Below are 22,902 nucleotides of genomic sequence, written 5' to 3' on the forward strand. Positions count from 1 at the left end.
GCACCCACACGTCCCCTTCTGGGGGGGGGCAGGGGGGGGGGGGGGGGGGGCGGCGGCCCCCGACCCGCCGGCGCAGCCTGTGAGGGCCAAGCCGACCGCGGCCACGGCGGCCGTGGCGCCTGCCGCCGTCTTCTTCCTGCGTGTGAACATCATCGTCCTTTCGGAATGCAGTCATGGTGTCGGGAGGATCGAGTGAACCTTCACTTAGTGATCGATCACTTCGTTGGGAAGCGAGAATAGTGAAGGTTCACAATCTGTGTCAACATGGACCTCGGAAGGAGGCGCCGTGACCGACACCACATCGCACCGCCGGCCGACGATCATGGAGGTCGCCCGCCTGGCCGAGGTCTCGCATCAGACCGTGTCGCGCTACTTCCGTGCTCCCGACGGACTCAAGCCCGCCACCAAAGCGCGCGTGCAGGCCGCGGTCGAGCAGCTGAACTACCGCCCGAACCTCGTCGCCCGCTCCATGCGCACCCGGCAGACCGGCCGGCTCGCGGTGGTCGTGCCGACCCTCGCCTACAGCCCGGCGCGCATGCTCGCCGGCGCGAGCGCCGCCGCGCACGGGGCGGGGTACGCCGTCGAGGTGCTGGCTCTCGAAGGCGGGGCGGCGGAACGCACCGAGCGCGTTGCCGAACTCGCCGACTCGGGTCAGGTGGACGGCATCGTCTCGTTCGCGCCCGTGCTCGCCTCGCTCGACCTGCAGGCGTCGAGCGGCACGCTCATCGTCGCGTCCGCGGACTTCGACGACCAGATGCGCGGGATCGGCGAACTCGCGGATGCCTCGGCCCTCGCCGAGGTCATCGAGGGACTCGCGGAGCTCGGCCACCGCAGGTTCCTCCACGTCACCGGAGACCTCCAGTTCGCTTCCGCCCGCGCGCGACGCGACACCTACCTCGAGACGCTCGCGCGACTCGGGCTGGAGTCGTTCGGCGTCGTCGAGGGCGACTGGTCGGCCGAGGCCGGCATGGCGGCGGTGGAGGCACTCCCCGACCGCGACGGACCCACCGCCGTCGTGGCGGCCAACGATCTCGTCGCCGCCGGGGTGATCCGCGCCGCGCTCGACCGAGGATGGCGCGTGCCCGGCGATCTCAGCGTGAGCGGATGGGACGACCAGCCCCTCGGCCGCCTGCTCAGCCCCGCACTCACGACGGTCGAGATCGACCTCGAGGGCCTGGGCTCACGCGCCATGACCCGGCTCATCGCGGCATTGCGCAACGAGCCCGCACCCACCGAACCGCAGCAGCTCCACCGCGTCATCTGGCGCGAGTCGACCGGCCCGGCGCCACGCTGAACCGCGCGCCGACCCGGGGGCCCGCAGCATCCGTCGTCAGTCGCGGATTCGCGCGTCGAGCTCGGCGCGGGCGGCGTCGATCGCGACGTCGGTCGCGGAATACCCGTGCTCGGGGCCGGGGAAGACCCCGCCCCGGACTTCGCGGGCGTACGCCGCGACGCCCGCCACCATGTCGGGGCCGATGGCGCCGTAGCGCTTGACGAACGCCGCCGTCTTGCCCTCCGTGATGCCGAGCAGGTCGTGGATCACGAGCACCTGGCCGTCCGCGGGACCGGCGCCGATGCCGATCACGGGGATCTCGAGCGCCGGCAGCACGACGGCGGCGACATCCGCGGGCACGGCCTCGATGACGAGCACGCTCGCACCGGCGTCCTGGACGGCGAGCGACTCGCGCACGATGCGCGCGGCCGACTCGGCGGTCCGCCCCTGCGCGCGGAGGCCGCCGAGCGCCACGGCCGTCTGCGGCGTGAGGCCCACGTGCGCGACGACGGGGATGCCGGCCTCGGCGATCGCCCGGATGCGGCTGAGCCGAGCGTCTCCCCCGCCCTCGAGCTTGACGGCGTCGGCGCCGGTCTCCTTGACGAACCGGATCGCGGTCTGAACGGCCTGCTCGTCCGACACCTCGGTCGATCCGAACGGCAGGTCGGCCACGACGAACGCCGACTGAACCCCCCGTCGCACGGCGCCGGCGAGCACGAGCATCTCCTCGACGGTGACCGCGACGGTGGAGTCGTGCCCGAGCACGACTTGCGCGCCGGAGTCGCCGACGAGCACCATGTCGACCTCGGCCTGCTCCGCGACCCGGGCGGTCGGGTAGTCGTAGGCCGTGACCATCACAATCGGCTCGCGGCGGGCCTTCATCTCGGCGAGTCGCTGCAGGGTGACCTGTGCGCGCATGTCACGCACCTCCTAGGACGGTGTTGTCGATGAGCCGCGTGCTTCCGACGCGGGCCGCGATCGCCACCAGCACCGGTCCGTCGATGACGGCGGCGGGAGCGAACGTGATCGGGTCTACGAACGCCACGTACTCGGGACGGATGCCGGATGCCTCGAGCGTCGCGAGGGCTCGCGCGCGCAGCGCCTCGGTGTCGGCGATGCCGGCGGCCGCGGCATCCGTCACCTCCTCCAGGGCGTGCGGGATCGCGAGGGCCTGCGCGCGCTCGTCGGGCGAGAGGCGGGAGTTGCGGCTGGAGCGGGCGAGGCCGTCGGCGTCGCGCGATGTGGGGCAGACGCCGACGGACACCGGGATGCCGAGATCGGCGACGAAGCGGCGGATGACGGCGACCTGCTGGGCGTCCTTCGCGCCGAAGTACGCGTGATCGGGGAGCGCCGCGAGCAGCAGCTTCGTCACGACGGTGGCGACGCCGTCGAAATGCGCACGGCCGCGCTCGGCGCCCTCGAGGGTCTCGGCGATCGGCCCCGACACGCTCACGGTGGTCGCGAAGCCGTCCGGGTAGACCTCGGACGCATCCGGAGCGAACACGACGTCGACCCCCTCGGCCTCGGCGAGGCCGAGGTCGGCGTCCTCCGTGCGGGGATAGGCCGCGAGATCGGACTGCTCGTTGAACTGCGCGGGGTTGACGAAGATCGTCATGACGACGGTGTCGTCGGCGTTGCGGGCGGCCCGCAGCAGCGTCGCGTGGCCTTCGTGCAGGGCGCCCATGGTGGGCACGAGGCCGATGCTGCCGCCGCGACGCCCCCGCAGCGCGGCGCGGAGGTCGGCGACGGTGCGGACGACGATCACGATCCCACCTCCTGTCGTGCGCGGAGGTCGCGCGTCGCGGCGACCAAGGCGTCGAACAGTTCGACGCGCCCCGGGAGCCGGTCGGCTACCGCGGCGCGCTGACGGGCGACGGTCGCCTCGTCGCCGCGGGCGATCGGACCGGTGAGGGCGCCGGCGCCGTGCGCCTCCCAGTTCGCGACGGTCGCGCGCACGAGCGGGGCGAGGGCCTCTCGCGGAACCCCGGCGGTGGCGGCGAGGTCCTCCGCGAACGACTCGAGCGTCACGAGGAAGTTCGACGCGATCGACGCCGCCGCGTGGTACGCCGGGCGGTCCTCATCGGCGACGTCGAACGGTGCCAGGCCGAGCGCCTCGGCGAGCACATGCGCGGTGGCGAGCGCCCGCGCGGTCGAGCCGGCAAGGGCCGCGGGGACGCCCGCGAACGAGGTGTCGCCGGTCACGGTCGTGAGGGGATGGATGCTGAGCGCCTCGTGCGGTGCGAGCGGCTCGAGTGTGGTCGCGCCTGAGAAGTGCCCCACCAGGCGATCCGGCACGACCAGTGCGGCGGCGCGGGCGATCTCGGCATCCGGTACCGCGAGCAGGACGAGGTCGGCGCCGTCGCCCGTCGCACCGCGGCCGAGCGGGCCGTGCACATCGACGCCCGCGGTCCGGAGAGCCGTCGCGATCGCGCGGCCGACGCGGCCGTCGCCGACGATCGCGACGCGGGCAAGCGCGTGCGCGGGGTGCGAGTCCGGCATCGTCGTCGTCTCCCGTCACGGCGCATGGATCCGGTCCAGGACGGCTGAACCAGGTTCAAAAATACCCGAGAGGCCACCGGCGGCGCCCACAGGCACCTCCGGCGGCCTCTCGAGGCCCCTCGATCAGCAGATCATCCGGCGGTACGGACCCACGGTCCGTTCTTCGCGCCCGGGGTCTGATTGCGCGTCCACCACTTCGCGGTGAACGTCTTGCCGTCATGGACGGCGACGTCGCCGGTGTCGAAGATGCGCGATGCGGTCCACACGACTGCGGCGGCCTCGTCGGTGGCGTGCTCCTGCCACGGACCCCACGGATCGCCGGGCTTCTGGGCCTGCGTCCACCAGGATGCGACCCACTGGCGGCCGTCGTGGAGCACGCGGTCGCCCTCGCTGTAAACGGTGGCCGTCGCCCACTCCGACGGGAGCGGAAGAGTCACCGCGGCGCCGGTGACGGCGGCGCTCACCCGACGCGAGCCGTTGGTCGCGGTCGCCTCGAAGCTCGGAGCGGCGACCTCGCCGGCGGCGAGATGTGCGGCGGTGACGACGAGGGTCGACGTCTGGATCGAGGCGGCGCCGCCCACGGCGAGGGTGCCGTCGGCCAGGTCACCTGCGGAGACGCCGTCGAGCCGCACATTGCCGGCGTTGACCACCTCGGCGGTGAACGTGACGGTGTCGCCGACGGTCGCGAAGCCGTCGCCGTTCACGTCGTTCAAGGTTCCCTCGACCTCCCCGGACAGACGGGGGTCGCGTGCCACGACATCCACCTCGGGTGCCGGCGCGGTCAGCTCCTTCGCCGTCTGGCCTGCGGCTGAGAGGGTCCACGTCGTGGTCGCATCGAAGTAGCCACGATCGAGGTCGGCCTGGGTCACGGCATGCCGAGCGGTCCCACACTCGTAGCCGGCGAACCCGGCCAGCGACAGGTAGCGGCAGTTCCCGGCGCCCGGCGGCACGAACGGAGCGAAGGCACCGGTCGTCGGGGTGACCGTCGTCGTCAGCGGCGAGACGTTGTCGACGCGGAACGAGTACGACACCTGGTCGCCGACCGCATACGGCTGAGCGGCCAGATCGCGCCCGGTGTCGGTGCGCGAACCGGTGATCGCCGCATCCAGGATCCCGTCCCGGAGGGCCACGGTCGCCCCCTTCGCGGAGACCGTCGTCGCAGCGGACGGATCGGACGCCGGCGCCACGGTGAAGCTGAACTCCGGCGTGTACCAGCCTCGCGCCACGTCGTCCGCGGTGATCGTGTGACGAGGCGTCGTGCAGTTGTACGCACCGAGCGCGGGGAGGTTCTGCCAGCGGCACGCCGTCGGCAGGAATCCGGTGGTGAAGTTCGCCTCCTTCGGGGTGACGAGGGTGACGACGCTCGCCGCGCTCACCACGCGCACCGTGTACGCGAGCACGTCGCCCGCCTGGTACGGGTTCGCGACGACGTCGCGCGCGGGGCTGGTCGAGGTCGAGGTGAGCGTGAGCCCGAGCGGTGCCGGCAGTGCGAACGTCGTCGTGAACTGGCTGACCCGCCCGTCCGACGCCGTGAACGCGACTTGCAGCCGCTGGGTGCCCTGAGCCCCCGCAGGTGCGGTCACCGTCACGTCGACCGTGGTCGAGGCGCCGGGTGCAAGCCCCGTCACCGCGGCCGTCGACGCCGTCCATCCCGCCGGGGTGTAGAACGAGACGTCGCCGGTCAGCGCCGCGTCCTCCTGGTTGGTGACGGTCACCGGCACCGTGACGGTCGCACCCGCCGCAAGCTGCTGATCTGGGGCGGACAACGGTGCGCAGGCATAGTTGACCCAGTCCTCGTCGAAGGTCGAGAGCCGCATGTCGCTGGTGTAGTTGCGCTCCCAGAGGACGCCGATGCGGCCGTCGTCGAGCACACTCGCGCTGGCGTAGGCGAACGATCCGGTGTCGATCGTGCGCAGACCCGGCCAGGTCTCACCGTCGTCGCACGACACGCGCACCGCGCCGTTGACGCGGCCGCCGTCGGCGCCGTTGTTCGAGTTCACGAACAGCAGCCGCTGCGCGTCGGCGCTCCCCTCGGGGGCGTCGGGGTGCAGTCGTACGATCGCCGCGTTGTTGGTCGGGTCGGGCAGCTCCTTGTCCTGCGTGACCGGCCCGTAGGTGGCGCCGCCGTCGGACGAGATCGCGACCTTGCGATAGCGGCCGTTCGAGCTGTCGCGTGAGTTGAGCATCACGGTGCCGTCCGAGAGCTCGACGACCTTGTTCTCGTCCATGCCGGTGCCGACGTTCGCGCCCTTGTGCCAGGTGGCGCCGTGGTCGTCGGAGTACACGGAGTAGGCCTGGATGGCGGTGCCGCCCCCGGCCTGCAGCACTGTGCCCGCGTACTGCTGGATCAGGCGGCCGGCGTGCTCGCCGTAGCGGAGCTGGATGCCGCCGCCCGAGGTGGCGAAGTTGCCTTTGATGTCGCCCGCGACGGGGGTGTACCGCCCGTTCGTCACCGTGCCCTCAGCCGTCTTCGTGACCTGCGTGATCAAGCGGGGCTCGCTCCACGTGAGTCCGCCGTCGTCGGACTGGATCACGGCCGAGCTGATGACCTGACGGTCGGCGTCGTCGTTGCCGTAGGCGCTGCCGCCGAAGCCCTGGTCCTTCGAGAACACGAAGAAGGCGAAGAGGGTCCCGGTCTCGCGGTCGTGGACGTAGCTCGGGTCGGAGTAGCCGTGACGGGGCACGCTCGCGTCACCGACGTGGCCCGCGGCGATGATCTGCAGAGGTCCCCACGTCACGCCGTTGTCGGTCGAGCGGCGCTGGATGATCGAGTTCGGATTGGGCGAGTCGGCGGCGCTGCCGGGTCGCGCGTCCCACGCCGCCACGACGACGCCGTCGCCCAGGTGAGCGATGGCGGGGATCCGGTAGAAGAAGTTCGACGCGGTGCGGTCGGCGGCGAGGTTCTGCACGGCATACGTGCCCGGCGCATCAGTGGGATCCGTCAGGTAGTCGGGCGTGGGTGCGGCATTCGCGGGCATCGTGCCTCCGAGGAGGAGCGCCGCGATCAGTGCGGGGACGGCAGCACGTTTCGCTGCGGTGCGCCCGCGTCGGGGTCGGTGCCGGGGAAGGAGACGGTTCATTCGGTCAACCTTTCGCTTGCGTGTCTGACATCAGACATCGTATTTCCGGCGAAGCTATCGGAACCGGCGACGAGGCACAAGAGCTGGATCGCCGTACGTCAGGCGGTGGCGTGTGCGCGTCGGACGACCTCGAGGTTGCGGGCCACCGTCGCCACCACCTCGGCCGCCGTGCGGTCGGCGGGCAGCCGGCTCACCTTGAGGCCGAGCCACGGCGGGTCCCCCGCGGCGCGGAGTGAGGCGGCCACGTGGGCGTCGTCCAGCAAGGAGCGGGATGACGGATCAACCGAGAGGATCGGCGGATGCGCGTCGATCCACGCGGGGCCGTACGGGCCGTCGACGGTCGCCACTCCCGAGAACGTGAGGCCCTCGAGGAGGCCGGATGCCGCCGCATCCCGGATCTGCACCGTCACGGCGTCGGCGTCGCGCAGCTCGATCGCCGAGCGGCCCCAGTTCAGCCACAGCCCGATGTCGGCGTCGACGCGGGCGATCGTGGCGATCTCGTCCTCGAGCGGCAGGAACCCCTTCTCGAACGCCTGCCCGGGGCGCACGGCGTCGCAGTGCTCGATCACCAGGCGCGCGTCGTCCCAGTCCCAGCCGCAGACCTCGTCCAGGGAGGCGGCGAGTGCTGCCGGATCGCCGCCGCCGCGCGGCGCGGTGTGCAGCGCCACGTAGGCGACGTGCCCGTCGCTGCGCTCCCCCAGCAGCCGCGCGTCGGCGTGCAGCCGGCGGAGGTCGGCGATCGCGGCGGCGCGGCCGGCGGCATCCGTCGACGCGATCCCGTAGGCGGGGTCCTCGGCGGTGCGCCGCATCACCCACGGAAGCGGGGTGAGCGCCAGGCCCGCGCCCGCCGGCACATGGTCGAGGAACCACTGCGGATCGTGCGGGTGCACGGCGCCCAGCCACGGAACCTCGAGGCCCGCGACGTCCGGCAGCGCGCAGAGCGCGGGCAACAACTCGGCCTCGAGCCCGGGATCCCAGTGCGCGTAGGCCGGGGATGCCGCGTAGGCGCTGATGAGGACGGGGGTCGCTTCGCTCACGGCACGGATGGCCCCTCCAGCGCCCGCACGAACCACGACGTGATCGTGGTCGGGTGGGTGATCGCCGTACCCACGCAGACGGTGAAGGCTCCCGCAGAGCGCGCGGCCGCGGCATCCGTGGGCGTATGGATGCGCCCCTCCGCGCAGATCGGCCGTGCGCAGCGTGCGGCGATCTGCGCGATGAGCTCGAGGTCGGGCCCCGGCGTGCGCGGACGCTCACCCGAGTACCCCGACAGTGTCGTGCCCAGGATGTCGGCGCCGGACTCCTCGGCGGCGATCGCGTCGTCGAGAGAGCCGCAGTCGGCCATGACGAGCACGTCGTGGCGTTCTCTCAGTCCGGCGATGGTCTCGGCGAGGGAGAGTCCGTCGGGGCGCGGGCGCCGTGTGCCGTCGAGTGCGACGATGCCGGCGCCGGCCTCCGCGACGGCGAACGCGTGCGCGAGGGTCGGCGTGATGAAGACGTCGGCGTCGCCGTCCTTCCAGAGCCCGACGATCGGCACCTCGAGGTCTGCGGCCGCGCGGATGTCGTCCAGGCCTTGCAGGCGGATCCCCGCCGCTCCCCCGGCCACGGCGGCGTGCGCGATCTGCACCATGGTGCGCGGGTCGCGCATCGGCTCGCCCGGATAGGCCTGGCACGACACGATCAGGCCACCGGCGAGACGGCTCAGGATGTTCTCCGCGGTGTCCCTCATGCGGCGTCCTCGCGTTCCTTCCAGATCTCCCAGATGGATGCTGCAGCCCCGCGCAGCGGCGCGTCGCCGGCCAGCACCCCCGGTGTGATCACGACGTCCTGCAGCACGTCGATGACCTCCTCACGGTAGGCGGCACGCAGCGGAGCGAGCCAGTCGTCGCCGATCTGCGCGACGCCGCCCGTGACGACGACGCGCTCCGGATCGAGCAGCGTGACGGCACCGGCGATCCCGCGTCCGACCGCGGCCGCCGACTCGGCGAGCGCCCGGCGCGCGAGAGGGTCGCCCTCGCGGGCGCGAGCGACCACATCGCGGGCGTCGGGGGCGACGGGGTCGCCGCCCAGCGACAGGTAGTGACGGTGCATGCCCACGCCGGATCCGATCGCCTCCAGGTGTCCGCCGCGCCCGCACGGGCAGCGCAGATGCTCGGCTCCCGGCACCGGCATGTGCGCGATCTCCCCGGCGACGTGGTGGGCGCCGCGGAGCACGCGCCCCTCGATGACGACCCCCGCCCCGACGCCGGTGCCGACCGCGACCACGATGGCACTGCGGGCACCGGCGGCTGCGCCGTGGCGGAACTCACCGAGTGCGTGCGCGTCGACGTCGTTCTGCACGTGGACGGGTGCGGTGCGGGCGAGCAGATCGCCGAGCGCGTCGCGCAGGCGCGCCGCGAGCTCCGTGCCGGGCCAGCCGGCCATGGTGTCGGTCGACGAGACGATGGTCCCGCGCGAGACGTCGACGACGCCCGCCGTCGCGACGCCGAGGCCGCACGCGACCACGACGCCTTCCTGCGCCATCACGGTCTCGGCGAGTGCGGCCACCGTCCGCACGACCGCATCCGGCCCTTCGGCTGCCGGAGTGGATGCGGTCGCGGCGGCGAGCACGGTGTCGGCGCGATCGGCGAGCCCGACGGTCGTCTTCGTTCCGCCGACGTCGACGACGAGCACGACCTCCGGCATCAGGACGCCTGAACGGGCAGCAGATCCAGCTCGGCGAGGATCCCGTGGATGCGCTCCACCGCCGCGTCGTCGAGGGGCTGGGTCGGGAACGCCATGGTCGCGTGATCGATGATGCCTCGCGCCTTCATCGCCGCCTTGAACGCGCCGACCCCGGTCGCGTCGCCCGACAGACCCTGCGGCTGGAACACGATCTCGAACGCACGGTTGATGCGCTCCTGCTCGCCGCGCGCAGCCTCCCAGTCACCGCGGGTCGCAGCATCCCACAGCCGCACGTAGCCGGTCGCCTCGACGTTCGCGAAGCCCGGTACCACGCCATCGGCGCCCGCGAGCAGCATGGCGTCGACGACCATCTCGTGCCCTGTCAGGAGCTGGAGCGGGTGCCCTGCGGCGTCGTTCGCGGCGAGCAGCCGCCGGAATCCCACGTCGTCGCCCGACGAGTCCTTCACCCCGGCGATGATGCCGTCGCGCCCCAGGCTCATGAGCAGCTCCAGCCCGAGCTTGGAGTGCACCCGCACCGGGACGTCGTACGCCCACAGCGGAGCGTCGATGCCGGCGGCGACAGCGCGGAAGTGCCGGTCGACCTCGGCCGGCGAGTTGAGCGTGTACAGCGGAGCGGTCGTGACGACGGCATCCGCTCCGGTCGCCACGAGGCGGCGTGAGATCTCGACGATGCGCGCCGAGGTCAACTCGATCGCGCCCGCGATGATCGGCACGCGCCCGGCGGCCGCACTCGCGATCGTGCGCAGGATGTCGACGCGCTGGTCGTCGGTGAAGTAGGCGGTCTCGCCGGTCGAGCCCAGCGCGAAGAGGCCGTGCACGCCCGAGGTGATGAGGTAGTCGACGAGCCTCTCGAGCGAGGCGTGGTCGACGGCGCCGTCGGGCAGGAGGGGCGTGGCGACCGGCGGGACGACGCCGGAGAACGAGCGGGTGGAGGAAGAGGACATCGAGGGTTCCAAGCGGGTTCGCGGCTTCAGCCGAGCGGGGTGGGGTCGAGGAGGGAGGGCGCGGCGCCGAGGAGCGTGCGCGTGTAGTCGTCGAACGGGTCGTCGAACACGCGGGCGGCGTCGCCGTACTCGACGACACGGCCCTTGTTCATGACCGCGATCTCGTCCGACAGGTAGCGGACGGTCTGGATGTCGTGCGAGATGAAGACCATCCCGAGGCCCAGTTCGTTCTTGAGGTCGGTGAGCAGGTTCAGGATCTGGGCCCGCACCGAGACGTCGAGCGCCGACGTCGGCTCGTCGGCGACGATCACCTGCGGCTCCAGCGCCAGCGCCCGTGCGATCGCGACGCGCTGGCGCTGACCGCCGGAGAGCTGGCTCGGAAGCGCGTCGAGCGCCGAGGTCGGCAGCCCCACCAGGCCGATGAGCTCCCTCACCCGGCGCTCGCGCTCGGCCGGCGAGCCGACACGGTGCACCTGCAGCGGGTCGAGCAGGCCGTCGCGCACCGTCATACGGGCGTTGAGTGCTGTCGCCGGGTCCTGGAACACCACCGAGAGGATGCGTCCGAGGCGGCGGCGCACATCGCGGTTGAACGACGTCACCGGCTCGCCGCCGAACACCACCGTGCCCGACGTGGGCTGCTCGAGCCCGACGAGGACTTTGGCCGCCGTGGACTTGCCCGACCCCGACTCCCCCACGATGCCGAGGGTCTGCCCGGCCTTGACGGTGAGCGAGACGCCGGCGAGCGCGTCGACATAGGTCTTCTTGAACAGTCCGGACGTGCGCGTCTTGAACCGCACGTGGACGTCCTGCAGCTCGATGATCGGCTCGGTCATCGCGCACCTCCGATCGGCTGGACGGGCGCATCCTCGGGATGCGCGGCGTAGTAGTGGTCGGTCCCGGGCACGTGTCGGCGCACCGGCACGACGCCCCTGTTGCGGTCGGGGTTCGCCGATCGCGGGGCGAACCGGTCGCCGGCGGGGAAGTCGCGCGGCGACGGCACCGTGCCGGGCACCTGATGCAGGCGGTCCGATCCCGACTCGATCGACAGCACCGCCCCGAGCAGACCCCGCGTGTACTCGTGCACCGGCTGGGTGAGCAGCTCACGGGTGGTGCCCTGCTCGACGACCTGCCCCGCGTACATCACGGTGATGCGGTGGGCGAGCTCGGCGACCAGCGCGAGGTCGTGGGACACGAACAGCATCGCGAACCCGAGCTCCTCGCGCAGCGAGTTGAGCAGCTCGATCACCTGCGCCTGCACCGTGACGTCCAGCGCGGTCGTCGGCTCGTCGGCGATCACCAGGCGGGGGTTGCGGGTGAGCGCCATGGCGATGAGCACCCGCTGGCGCTGGCCGCCCGACAGCTCATGCGGGTAGGACGCGAGCGTCCGCTCCGGATCGAGACCGACCAGCGTCAGCAGTTCCTCCGCCGTGCGCGTGCCGCCGCGCGATGTGAGCTGCTTCATCTGCCCGCGGATCAGGATCGCCGGGTTGAGCGAGCTCAGCGCGTCCTGATAGATCATCGCGATGTCGTGGCCGCGGAGCGCGTTGCGCTCGGCGAGCGACATCTGCAGCAGATCCTTGCCGTCGAACATGATGCTGCCGGTGATCGTCGCGCTCTCGTCGAGGAGACCCATGATCGCGAGCGAGGTGATCGACTTGCCGCAGCCGGACTCACCGACCAGCGCCATCGTCTCCCCGGGTCGCACCGTGAAGTTCACGTCGTCGACGACGGAGACGTCGCCGTGGCGCGGGAACGAGATCGACAGATCCTGCACCTCGAGCAGGGGCGGGGCGTCGGAGGTGTAGACCAGCCGGTCCGTGCGCTCCAGCTCGACCTCGCGGAGCTCCGCGAGGCGCTCGTCGAGAGGGACGACGGTCGTCGTGGCTTCGAGCACGGGCGTCGTCACCGTGACCACGGGCGTCTCTGCGCGCTCGTAGGCACTGCCGTCCGCGACATCCGCCGCTGAGGAGTCGTGCCCGGTCGGAGCCTGCACGGCCTCCAGTGCCGAGGTCGACTCCTCCGTCGACACCGCATCGGCACTGAGCCTGCGGGCCTTGGGGGCGACCATAGCATCGGTCATGCCCTCCGACACGATGTTGAGGCACAGCACCGTCGTCATGATCAGCAGGCCCGGGAAGAACGTCGCCCACCAGGCGCCGCTCATGAGCAGGTTGCGGCCCGCGGCGATCACGTTGCCCCACGAGGGCTCGGGGTCGGGGACGCCGGCCTGCAGGAACGACAGGGATGCCTCGAACACGATGGCGTCGGCGACGAGCACCGTCGCGAACACCAGCACGGGGGCCATGGTGTTGCGCGCGACGTGCTTGACGATGATCCGCGAGGTCGACGCGCCCATGACTTTGACGGCCGACACGTAGTCCTCGCCGTACTGGTCGAGCACGTTCGCCCGCACGATGCGGGTGAGCTGCGGCACGTAGAGGAACGCGATCGTGAGGATCAGCACCGGTAGCGACCGGCCGAGCACCGCGACGAACACCGCGGCGAGGGCGATGCCGGGGAACGACATCACGACGTCCATGACCCGCATCAGCGTCTCGGAGATCCACTTCGGCGCCGTGGCCGCGATCGTCCCGAGCACGACGGCGGCGATCAGTGCCGCGAGCGTCGCGCCGAGGCCGATCGTCAGGGAGTAGCGACCGCCGTAGACGAGCCGCGAGAAGATGTCGCGGCCCTGTCGGTCGGTGCCGAACCAGTGCTCCGAGCTGGGCGGCTGCACCGGCGGGCCGGAGGCGAGCGGGTCGTACGGCGCCACGAAGGGCGCGAAGATCGCCGCGAGCGCGATGATCGCGATGATCGAGAGGCAGATCACCGTGCCTGTGGACAGCGACCCCAGGCGCAGGCCCGGCGTGGAGAGTCGTTCGGTCAGTTTGCGTCGCATGTCGTCACACCGCCCGGATTCGGGGATTGATGAGCACGTACAGGAGGTCGACGATGATGTTGATCACGACGAAGGCCAGCGCCACGGCGAGTGTGACGCCCTGCACGAGGTTGGGTTCGTTGTTGGTGACGCCGTTCAGGATCAGCGTGCCCATGCCGGGGATGGCGAAGATGACCTCGATCACGACGGCGCCGCCGAGCAGGTAGCCGACTCGCAGGCCGAGCACGGTGACCGGGGTGATGAGGGCGTTGCGCAGCACGTTGCGGCCGACGACGATCACACGCGGGATGCCGGCGCCCAGCGCGGTGCGGACGTAGTCGCGATCGAGCTCCTCGACCATCGAGGTGCGCACCACGCGCGAGAGCTGGCCGATGACGGGGATCGCGAGGGCGATCGCGGGAAGCGTCATGCGCGCGAGCCAGCCTGCCGGGTCCTCCCAGAAGTCGGGGAGCGGACCGGATGCCGGGAGCACCGCCAACTGGAGGGTGAACAGTTGGATGAGCAGGATCGCGAGCCAGAACGACGGTGTCGACAGCGACGCCACGCCCAGGACGCGGATGATCTGGTCGGGCCAGCGGTCGCGGTAGACGGCGGCGAGGACGCCGAGCACGAACGCGACGACCACGGCGATGAGCAGGCCGAAGAACGTGAGCGACAGGGTGATCGGGAATGCTCGGGCGACCTCGTCGGCGACCGGGAGGCTTCGCGCGGAGTAGGTGCCGAGGTCGCCCTGGAACAGTCCGGCGAGGAAGTCGAGGTACCGCACGATGAGCGGGTCGTTGAGGCCGTTGGCGTCGCGGTACGCCTCGAGGGCCTCGGGGGAGGCGGTCTCGCCGAGCGCGGTGCGCGCCGGATCGACCGGGGAGAAGGACATCACGAAGAAGACGAGGAAAGTGATGCCGAGGATCATCAGCGGCAGCTGCAGGAGCCGCCTGCCGATGAGGCGGAGCGTGTTGGACACGTGCCGCTCCTTCCTGGGGCGAGTGGTGGGGAGGGCGGAGGGTGCGCTCGGGCGGCGCACCCCCCGCCGTGGATCAGTCGGCGGCGACGCCGACGTCGAGGAACGACAGACCCGTCGTGGGAACCGGCTGGAACCCGACGAGCTGCTCGCTGCTCCACGCGGTGGGGAGCTTGCGGTGGAAGAGCGGGTAGAGCACGGCCTGCTCGGCGATCAGGTCGAACGCCTGGTTCCAGGTCTGCTGCTGCGCGTCGCCGGTCTCCTGCACCGCGGTGTCGAGCAGCTCACGCAGCTCGGCGTACTCCGGGGTGTCCGCGAAGTGGGTACGGGTCTGCGTCCAGACGTTCGCGCCGTACCACCAGTTCATGAGCAGGTCGGGGTCGCTGCCGAAGACCGACGGGTCACCCGGGGCGACCATGACGGTGTAGTCGCCGGAGTCGACCTTGGCGTACTGCGCCGCTGACTGGCCGATGTCGAGCGTGACGTCCACCCCGATCGCATCGAGCGACTCCTTGATGAGCGGCGCGACCTCCTTCACCCAGCCGGTGTCGGTCGTCAGGAGCGTGATCGAGAGGTCGGAGACGCCCGCCTCGTCGAGGAGCTCTTCCGCCTTGTCGGGGTCGTAGCTGTAGACCGTCGACGCCTCGTTGTAGTTCGGATACGTGTCGGGGAGGAACGACGTCGCAGCCGTCGCGTTGCCGAGCATGCCGGTCTCGATGATCTTGTCCATGTCGAGGGCGTAGAAGAACGCCTGGCGGACGCGGGGGTCGTCGAAGGGCGGCGCCTGGGTGTTGAACATCATGAAGAGCAGGCCGAACGACTGCACGCTCTCGACGTCGGCCGTCGCGGCCAGCGTGTCGACGTCGATGTAGGGGACGTCCTCCATCGCCTGGATCGTGCCCGACGACATCGCGGTCACACGCGCGGCCGAGTCGGCGAGGAGGTTCCAGTTCATCCCGGCGGCCTTCGCGGGGCGCGGGCCGTTGTAGTCGTCGAACCGCTCGAAGACGAGCTTGTCCTCGGGGACCGCCGAGACGAGCGAGTACGGGCCCGAGCCGACCGGGCTGGCACCGAAGGCCTCGGGGTCCTCCTCCACGAGAGCCTGGGGGACGATCTTGACGATCCCGAGTCGCTCGTTCAGCAGCGAGAACGGGAACTTCGTGGTGATCTCGACGGTGTCGTCGTCGACGGCGGTGACGGTGTCGATGAAGTTGATGTACGTGGCGAACAGCGAGCCGCTGGCGGGGTCCAGCACGCGCTCGTAGCTGTACACGACGTCGTCCGCGGTGACCGGGTCACCGTTCTGGAACGTCGCGCCCTCGCGGATGTCGATGTCGTAGGTGGTGTCGTCCACCTGGGTGGGCAGATCCGCGGCGAGCGCGGCGTACGGCTGCTTGGTCACCGGGTCGAGGTCGACGAGCCCCTCGAAGATGTGCCAGTTCGCCGCGACGGTCACGGCGCCTGACGCGATCATCGGGTCGAAGCTGCCGCTCAGCGCGTACGAGATGCCGGCTTCGATGACGCCATCGGGATCGACCTCGGCGCTCGCGTTCGTCTGCTCGGGCGTCGAGGATGCGGCCGATCCGCATCCCGCCAGCACGAGCGCGGTGGCCACGGCGCCGGCCGCTGCGACCGCAAGACGACCGCGCCGGGTGCGCGTCGTGTATCGGTTCATGTGTGCTCCAAATGATGAAGGTTGGACATCTTGAGAACATCAGACGTCTGACGTACTATAAACACACGTTGGAGCCCGCCACAATGGGCGAAACGAACTTGTTACCCCCGAAAGGAAGGGCCGGATGACCTCGATCGACCAGCGCGGATCGCGGATGCGGCGCGCGACGACCGCCGATCAGATCAAGCAGCTCATCCTCACTCGTCAGCTCCGGCCGGGTGATCCGCTCCCCACGGAGGCGGAGCTGTGCGAGACGCTCGACGTGTCGCGCTCCTCGGTGCGCGAGGCGATCCGCACGCTGTCGACGCTCGACATCGTGGACGTCCGTCACGGGCACGGCACCTACGTCGGCAAGATGTCGCTGGCGCCGATGGTCGAAGCCCTGGTGTTCCGCGGGGTCCTCGCCCCGGACGGGTCGATCGACGCCCTGCGCGAGGTCGTCGAGGTGCGCCTCGCACTCGACCTCGCGATGACCGATCGCGTCGTGGAGGGCCTGCGCGGCGCCGACACGTCGGATCTCGAGGCGATGGTCGCCGAGATGAACGACCGCGCCTCGCGCGGCGAGACGTTCCTCGAGGCCGACCGCGCGTTCCACACCACCTTGTTCGCGGCGACTGGCAACCTGCTCGCGAGCCAGCTCGTGGGAGCCTTCTGGGACGTCCACACCGCCGTGGTCCCCCAGCTCGACATCGCGGTCCCGTCCGACATCCAGCTCACCGCACGGGCACACGGGGACATGTTGGATGCTGCGCGCCGAGGCGACCGCGACGCGTACCGCGCGGCGGTGGTCGAGCACTACGGACCGCTGCAACGCTCGCTCATGCAGGCCGCCGAGCGGCGATCCGCGTGAGGTACGGCATCGTCGGGGCCGGTTACTTCGGCAAGGAGTTCGCGCGCATCCTCCGCGACCTGCCCGACGCCGAGCTCGCGGCCGTCTACTCGACGGGGGACGCCGCCGACCTCGCCCGGGAGGCGGGCTGCCGCGTCGTCGACTCGGTCGCGGCGCTCGTCGAGGCCGCCGACGCCGTGATCGTCGCCTCGCCGAACCATGTGCACCGCGAATCCGCCGAGCTCGCTTCGCTCGCAGGCCGCCACGTCTTCTGCGAGAAGCCGGTCGCCCTCACCTACGCCGAATGCGACGCCATGGTGTCGGCCGCCGAACGCTCGGGCGCGCTCTTCCTCGCCGGCCACGTCATGCACTTCATGCCCGGAATCCGCCGGGCTGCGCGGCTGGTGGCGGAGGGCGCGATCGGCGTTCCGGTCGTCGCCCGAACCGCGCGCGTCGGATGGGAGGACGGCACGGCCGCGCCGGGCTGGAAGAAGATGCGCGCCTCGTCGGGCGGTCATCTCTTCCACCACATCCACGAGCTCGACATCCTGCAGCACTTCATCGGCCCGGCCGAGACCGTCTCGATGACCGGCGGCGCAGCGCCGCAGGCAGGACCGCGCACGGGCGACGAAGATGCGCTCCTGCTGGCGGCCGCGACGTTCCCGGGCGATCGCTACGCCACCCTCGAGTGGGGATCGGTGTTCCGGCAGCCCGAGCACACCATCACGATCCAGGGCACGACCGGGATCCTCCACATCGACATGCAGGACGTCGGCGTGACTCTTCGGCGCGACGACGACGTCGAACGCTTCCCGCTGCATGCCTCATCCGATGTCGACCTCGAGCGCACCCGAGAGAACCGAGCGGCGTCCGGCGGCAGCGGCGTGACCTACGGCGACCCCAGCCGGCGTCCACCGCGCTGGCTGCGCGATGCGATGCGCGCCGAGATCGAGTACTTCGACGGTCTCGCGACGGGTTCCCTCGAGATCGATCCGGCACTCGCAGCTCTGACCGACGGCACCGCAGCGCGGGCGTCCATCGCCACGGCAGAGGCACTCACCCGCGCTCTCCGGCTCGGACGCACGGTGCGTGTCGACGAGGTCACCCTGCCGGAGGAGCGGGCGGCTGCGTGATCCCGCCCACGGGCGCCCCGAGCCGCGTGCGCAGCAGCACCGCGTAGACGAGCGCCGACACGAGCATGCCGACCGGCACCGACAGGTCGATGTAGCCGAGACCCTCCGCGATCGGGCCGGTCCACACCTCGGTCGACAGGCACAGCGCGGTCGCGATGCCGCCGAGCACGACCGCGGCCATGCCGGGGACGCCCCAGCCGCCGCTGTACCAGAAGCGCCCACCGCGCCCCTCGTCGAAGAGCTCGACGCCGTCGTAGCGGTTGCGCCGCAGCGCGACGTCCGCCACGAAGACCGCCATCGTCGGCGCCGAGACGATCACGAGGAACTGCAGCATGAGGTTCACGGCGTCGAGGAAGCTCGTCGACAGCACCAGGTAGATCGTGAGCGCCGTGCCGATGAGGCCGACGACGATCGCCGCGGGGATGCGGCGAATCGGGAGGCCGATCGCCTGCAGCGCCATGCTCGACGTGTACGTCGTCATGCCGTTGAGGGCGATGGTGTTCACGACGACGCCGATCACGAGGACGGGTCCGAGCCAGTCGGGCAGAAGCCCGAGGAGCGCGGATTCGATGCCGGCGTGCATCGCCACGGCCGAGATCGCGGTGGCCAGCAGCGCGCCGACCACGGTGAAGACGATGCCCGGCAGAGCCCCGCCGAGTGCGGTCGCCGCGATGATGTGCGACGGCTTCGTCGAGCGCGGAAGGTAGCGCGCGATGTCGGGGCTGTTGATGTACGAGATCGGCGCCGACGCGATGATCGTGAACCCGATCGTGACCGCCGACCACAGCGGCACCCCCGTGAGCGGCTCGGCCGGGTGATAGCTCCAGTCGACCTGCGGAAGGATGAACGCCGTCACGGTCACGAAGATCGCGGCGAGCACGATCGCCAGCCACGAATACACCCGCAGGATGAGGGCGTGGCCGTACACGGCGACGATCACCGTGAGCACCGAGATGACCAGCGTGACCGCGATCGGGACGACGACGGGGTCCGTGAGGCCCATGCCCGCCAAGAGGTCCGCTCCGAGGAACGACGAGGCGAGCCAGGTGAGGGCGAGGAACACCGCCCCGATCAGCCAGCCGGTGAACGCGACCACCGGCTTGTTGCCGATGACGCCGTAGATGGCGCGCGTGATGACGGAGCCCGACGTCCCCGCGGCGGGGCCGCTGATCGCGATGACGCCGGGGAACACCCACAGGGCGGACGCGGCGAGCACGACGAGCACGGCCTGCCAGAGTTCCAGCCCGAGCAGCACGAGCGTCGCGCCGATCGTGAAGTTCAGGATGCTGACGCTCGGCGCCGCCCACACGAAGAAGAGGTCGCGCGCGCGACCGTGTCGCTCCCCTGCCCCGATGAGCTCGATGCCGCGCGTCTCGGGCTGGGTCGCGGCATCCACGAACTCCGCGGAATCGTGCGGCGGCTTCGGAACGGTCTGCCGGGGCTGTGACACGGTGATCCTCTCGGGCGGCAGGACGACGTCGTCGGGCCGCGGGCTTCGTTGCTCGGGATGCTGTGACTATTGGCCGTGTGGACAATAGCCTATTGGTCACACATCCAATAACATGGGCGCCATGGTGTCAAGCGCCGTGTCCGGCCGCGTCCGCAAGCGCCCCGAGGAGCGCCGGGAGGAGATCCTGGCGACGGCGGCGGACATCGCCCTGACCGAAGGGCTCGAGCGCATCACGCTGCGAGCCGTTGCCGACCGGCTCGGCGTCCGTCCCGGCCTCATCACCCACTACTTCCCCGCCGCCGAGGACCTCGTGGTGGCCGCGTTCACGCGGGCGGCGGCCGCCGAGCGGGCGGAGCTCTTCCCGCGGGTCGGCGCCCCCACCGCCCGTCTCGCGCACCTCGTGGCAGGCTTCGAGAGCCTCGACTCGTGGGATCTCGCGCGGCTCTGGATGAACGCCCGTCACCTTTCGCGATTCAGCCCCGCGCTCGACGACGCGGTGGTCGCTCAGGAGAAGCTCAACGAGGCCGGGCTGGTCGAGATCATCGAGCAGGGGATCGCCGCAGGCGAGTTCGCCGAGGTCGACCCCCTCGGTGCGTGCACGCGGATCCTCATGGCCGTGGACGGACGGGGCGCCTACGTCAACAACACCCACGAAGCGAGGCTCGACGCCGGCGAGCATTTCGTCGCGGACGTCGCCGAGTGGACGCTCGGTCTGCGCCCTGGGACGCTGCGCACCGATGCCACGACGACGGCGTCAAGTGAGCAGCATCCGTCTCGTCCGTGAACGGGAGCGGCCCCGGAACCGCGAAGGATCCGGGGCCGCTGTCGATCCGGGTCAGGCCTGCGCGGGCACCTTGTAGGCGACGTGGACGCGGCCGATCTCGCCGTCGAACGCGAACGGCATCTTGTCGACGTACGCCCGCGACACGGCGCCGCCGTAGGCGCGGCCGACGTCCAGGCAGTCGTTCGCCGAGAACAGCAGCGGGGCGCTGACCGGCACCGTGCCCGACGCGACCTCCGTGCCGTCGACCCGCAGCACGACGCTGAGGGGTCCGCCCGGCTTCGGCACGACGTACGACGTCTCGATCTCGATCGTGTGGTCACCGGCGGAGAGCGGCTCGGTCGCCGCGATCGTCGTCCGCTGCACGAGGAAGAGGTTGTACTCGTACGTCAGGATGCCGTCGACGACGTACGCCGTGAGGCCACCGCCCGCGCCGCCGAGCTTGTACAGCACGCCGTTGGCGTTGTCGCCGACCTTCACCTCGATCGTCACGACGTTCGGCTTGTTGCCGAGCGCGGGCGCGCAGAACTCGGGCACGCGGAACGTGTCGCCGGTGAACTCCCACTCGGTGTAGGGCGGAGAGATGCGCAACTCCGGGTGAAGGGGTGCGACCCACAGGCCGCCGCCGATGGGGAGCACCTTGTTCTTCGCGGCCTCGATGGCGAACAGCTCCTTGAGCCCGGCGAGCTTCGCGGGGTGCTCGTCGGCGAGGTCCTTCGACTGGCTCCAGTCCTCGTCGAGGTTGTACAGCTCCCACTTGTCGTCGTCGGGCGTCCAGGTATGGATGCCCGCGGGCATTCCGGGCACCCAGGGCAGGCGCGGACCCGTCGTCGACGCGATCCAGCCGTCCTCGTAGATCGACCGGCTCGCCATGACCTCGAAGTACTGCACGCGGTGGCGGCCCTCGGCGGCCTTGTCGTCGATCGAGTACGCGAAGCTCGTGCCGTCGATCGGATCCTGCGGGATGCCGTTGACGGTGTCGGGGTGCGAGATGCCGAGGATCTCGTAGATCGTCGGAGCCAGATCGATCACGTGGTGGAACTGCGTGCGCGGCACCGGGTCGTGTTCGATGCGCCCGGGCCACTGGATGAACATCGGGTTGCGCGTGCCGCCCAGGTGCGAGGCCATGAGCTTCATGCCCTGGTACGGAGACGAACCCGCCCACGCCCATGCCGCGTGGTACTGGTTGTCGGTCGCCGGCGTGCCCAGTGCGTCGAGGCCGCCGAGCTCCTCGAGCGCCGCGATGTGCTGGTCGATCGTGGTCGGGATCATGTTCTGCGCGAGCAGCTCGCTGATCGTGCCGTTCTGGCCCTCACCCGACGAGCCGTTGTCACCCCAGATGTAGATGACGATCGTGTCGTCGGCGTACCCGAGCCGCTCGAGCTCGTCGACCACGCGGCCGGCCTGCACGTCGGCGTGCTCGCCGAAGCCGGCGCACACCTCCATGAGCCGGGCCTGGAACGGCTTCTGGTGGTCGGGGATGTCGTCCCAGCCTTGCAGCGAGTCGGGTCGCGGGGTCAGCGCGGCGTCCTCGGGGACCCAGCCCGCGGCCTTCGCTCCGGCGAGCGCGTCCTCGCGGTACGCGTCCCAGCCGTCGTCGAAGACGCCCTTGTACTTGTCGGCCCACTCCTTGTGCACGTGGTGCGGGCCGTGGATGGCGCCGGTCGCCCAATACATGAAGAAGGGCTTGTCGGGTGAGAGCGCCTTGTGGTCGCGCAGCCACGCGATCGCGTCGTCGGCGATGTCCTCGCTGAGGTGGTAACCCTCCTCCGGCGTCTTCGGCGGCAGCACCGATGTGGTGTTGCGCACGAGGTTCGGCTCGTACTGCGACGCCTCACCGGCCAGGAAACCGTAGAAGTACTCGAAGCCGTTGCCGGTCGGCCAGTTCTCGTACGGGCCGGCCTTGGTCGTCTCCTCGGCGGGCGTGTTGTGCCACTTGCCCCACGCCGCGGTCGAGTAGCCGTAGTTGCGCAGCACCTCGGCCATGGTCGAGCTGCTCTTCGGGATGTGACCCGAGTAGCCGTCCCAGTCATTGGCGAGCTCGGCGATCTGGCCGGCGCCCACGCGGTGGTGGTTGCGCCCCGTCAGCAGCGAGGCACGGGTCGGAGAGCACATCGACGTGGTGTGGAAGCGGTTGTAGCCGATGCCGCCTTGGCGGATGCGATCGAGCGTCGGAGTGGCGACCTTGCCACCCAGCGGTGCAGGCAACGCGGGTCCGGCGTCGTCGATGAGGATGACGAGCACGTTCGGCGCGTCCTCGTTCAGATGGCGCTCCGGCGGCAGCGGGGAGTACGTCGACTCGGCCAGCGTGCGCCCGGCGTAGCTGCCCGATGGCTTCGGCGGGAAGGGCAGCGTCCGTGCGGGTGGGAGCGGAGCCCCCACGACGGAGGTGCGGTCATCAGCGGTCATGCGTGTCTCCTGTCCCCGAGCAGCAGGCGGGCGAGAGCACCACCCCTCGGTCGGTGCCACAGTATCGACGGACCGGCGCGAGCGACATCGTTCGGATCGCGTGAACTCGTCCGTGCCGATGAACAGTGGGTGACGGGGGTCTGCGCACGCAGAGGCGCGACCTTCCTGCCACTACCAGGATATCCGGGGGTGGGGGCCTTGCGGCAAGGGCCCCCCGAGGGCGCATACTGGTCGGTCGCGACGCTCCCCCGCCCTTCTCCTCTGACTCACTCCGTCCGATTCCGCGT

The 22,902-nt window shown here is 70.8% G+C and carries 18 protein-coding genes; 4 read left to right on the top strand and 14 right to left on the bottom strand.

Translation table 11 applies throughout. The annotated features are described in order from the left end of the window. The first annotated feature begins 286 nt into the window (after window positions 1–286). Window positions 287–1,294: a LacI family DNA-binding transcriptional regulator gene (locus ACLBXX_RS19350; RefSeq protein WP_447659362.1), complete on the top strand. Its 1,008-nt coding sequence runs from the start codon at window positions 287–289 to the stop codon at window positions 1,292–1,294. 36 nt (window positions 1,295–1,330) lie between these two features. On the opposite strand, the gene panB is transcribed toward ACLBXX_RS19350, so the two are convergent. The 12 genes from panB to ACLBXX_RS19410 all read right to left on the bottom strand — a co-directional run bounded on the left by panB (window position 1,331) and on the right by ACLBXX_RS19410 (window position 16,013). Further along, window positions 1,331–2,191: a 3-methyl-2-oxobutanoate hydroxymethyltransferase gene (gene panB / locus ACLBXX_RS19355; RefSeq protein WP_447659363.1), complete on the bottom strand. Its 861-nt coding sequence runs from the start codon at window positions 2,189–2,191 to the stop codon at window positions 1,331–1,333. Window position 2,192: 1 nt separating this feature from the next. After that, entirely contained in the window at window positions 2,193–3,038 is an 846-nt protein-coding gene (panC, locus tag ACLBXX_RS19360) for a pantoate--beta-alanine ligase (RefSeq protein ID WP_447659364.1), read from the bottom strand. Next, window positions 3,035–3,772 (bottom strand): DUF2520 domain-containing protein, encoded by a 738-nt coding sequence (locus tag ACLBXX_RS19365; RefSeq protein ID WP_447659365.1) that lies wholly within the window; start codon window positions 3,770–3,772, stop codon window positions 3,035–3,037. The genes panC and ACLBXX_RS19365 overlap by 4 nt, the downstream gene beginning before the upstream one ends. Window positions 3,773–3,903: 131 nt before the next feature. Beyond that, window positions 3,904–6,750, bottom strand: coding sequence for an exo-alpha-sialidase (locus ACLBXX_RS19370; protein WP_447659366.1), 2,847 nt, complete (start codon window positions 6,748–6,750; stop codon window positions 3,904–3,906). A gap of 200 nt (window positions 6,751–6,950) precedes the next feature. Beyond that, window positions 6,951–7,889 carry a DUF4862 family protein gene (locus tag ACLBXX_RS19375; RefSeq protein ID WP_447659367.1) on the bottom strand — a complete coding sequence of 313 codons (939 nt, stop codon included), beginning with the start codon at window positions 7,887–7,889 and terminating at the stop codon, window positions 6,951–6,953. After that, the gene (locus tag ACLBXX_RS19380) at window positions 7,886–8,581 is read right to left on the bottom strand and encodes an N-acetylmannosamine-6-phosphate 2-epimerase (RefSeq protein ID WP_447659368.1); all 696 of its coding nucleotides are present in this window, start codon (window positions 8,579–8,581) and stop codon (window positions 7,886–7,888) included. Before ACLBXX_RS19380 ends, ACLBXX_RS19375 begins: the two co-directional genes overlap by 4 nt. Beyond that, window positions 8,578–9,537 (bottom strand): ROK family protein, encoded by a 960-nt coding sequence (locus ACLBXX_RS19385; RefSeq protein ID WP_447659369.1) that lies wholly within the window; start codon window positions 9,535–9,537, stop codon window positions 8,578–8,580. The genes ACLBXX_RS19380 and ACLBXX_RS19385 overlap by 4 nt, the downstream gene beginning before the upstream one ends. Beyond that, the gene (locus ACLBXX_RS19390) at window positions 9,537–10,481 is read right to left on the bottom strand and encodes a dihydrodipicolinate synthase family protein (RefSeq protein ID WP_447659370.1); all 945 of its coding nucleotides are present in this window, start codon (window positions 10,479–10,481) and stop codon (window positions 9,537–9,539) included. The genes ACLBXX_RS19385 and ACLBXX_RS19390 overlap by 1 nt, the downstream gene beginning before the upstream one ends. 26 nt (window positions 10,482–10,507) lie before the next feature. After that, complete coding sequence (locus ACLBXX_RS19395; RefSeq protein ID WP_447659371.1) at window positions 10,508–11,314, bottom strand: ABC transporter ATP-binding protein; 807 nt, start codon at window positions 11,312–11,314, stop codon at window positions 10,508–10,510. Beyond that, window positions 11,311–13,380: a dipeptide/oligopeptide/nickel ABC transporter permease/ATP-binding protein gene (locus ACLBXX_RS19400; protein WP_447659372.1), complete on the bottom strand. Its 2,070-nt coding sequence runs from the start codon at window positions 13,378–13,380 to the stop codon at window positions 11,311–11,313. The genes ACLBXX_RS19395 and ACLBXX_RS19400 overlap by 4 nt, the downstream gene beginning before the upstream one ends. A gap of 4 nt (window positions 13,381–13,384) precedes the next feature. Then, entirely contained in the window at window positions 13,385–14,341 is a 957-nt protein-coding gene (locus ACLBXX_RS19405) for an ABC transporter permease (RefSeq protein ID WP_447659373.1), read from the bottom strand. 73 nt (window positions 14,342–14,414) lie between these two features. After that, window positions 14,415–16,013, bottom strand: coding sequence for an ABC transporter substrate-binding protein (locus tag ACLBXX_RS19410; RefSeq protein ID WP_447659374.1), 1,599 nt, complete (start codon window positions 16,011–16,013; stop codon window positions 14,415–14,417). 124 nt (window positions 16,014–16,137) lie between these two features. Here ACLBXX_RS19410 and ACLBXX_RS19415 point away from each other — a divergent pair, with 124 nt between their 5' ends. Further along, window positions 16,138–16,863, top strand: a complete 726-nt coding sequence (locus ACLBXX_RS19415; protein WP_387145112.1) for a FadR/GntR family transcriptional regulator — start codon at window positions 16,138–16,140, stop codon at window positions 16,861–16,863. Then, window positions 16,860–17,975: a Gfo/Idh/MocA family protein gene (locus ACLBXX_RS19420; protein WP_447659375.1), complete on the top strand. Its 1,116-nt coding sequence runs from the start codon at window positions 16,860–16,862 to the stop codon at window positions 17,973–17,975. The genes ACLBXX_RS19415 and ACLBXX_RS19420 overlap by 4 nt, the downstream gene beginning before the upstream one ends. Here the strand turns inward: ACLBXX_RS19420 and ACLBXX_RS19425 are convergent. Next, window positions 17,944–19,425, bottom strand: coding sequence for a purine-cytosine permease family protein (locus tag ACLBXX_RS19425; protein ID WP_447659376.1), 1,482 nt, complete (start codon window positions 19,423–19,425; stop codon window positions 17,944–17,946). The genes ACLBXX_RS19420 and ACLBXX_RS19425 overlap by 32 nt on opposite strands. A gap of 121 nt (window positions 19,426–19,546) precedes the next feature. On the opposite strand from ACLBXX_RS19425, the gene ACLBXX_RS19430 reads away from it, so the two are divergent. Continuing rightward, the gene (locus tag ACLBXX_RS19430; RefSeq protein WP_447659377.1) at window positions 19,547–20,209 is read left to right on the top strand and encodes a TetR/AcrR family transcriptional regulator; all 663 of its coding nucleotides are present in this window, start codon (window positions 19,547–19,549) and stop codon (window positions 20,207–20,209) included. A gap of 51 nt (window positions 20,210–20,260) precedes the next feature. Here ACLBXX_RS19430 and ACLBXX_RS19435 read toward each other — a convergent pair whose 3' ends face one another. Beyond that, window positions 20,261–22,615 carry an arylsulfatase gene (locus tag ACLBXX_RS19435; RefSeq protein WP_447659378.1) on the bottom strand — a complete coding sequence of 785 codons (2,355 nt, stop codon included), beginning with the start codon at window positions 22,613–22,615 and terminating at the stop codon, window positions 20,261–20,263. Window positions 22,616–22,902 lie beyond the last annotated feature (287 nt).

The sequence above is a fragment of the Microbacterium sp. C23T genome, assembly GCF_053345975.1.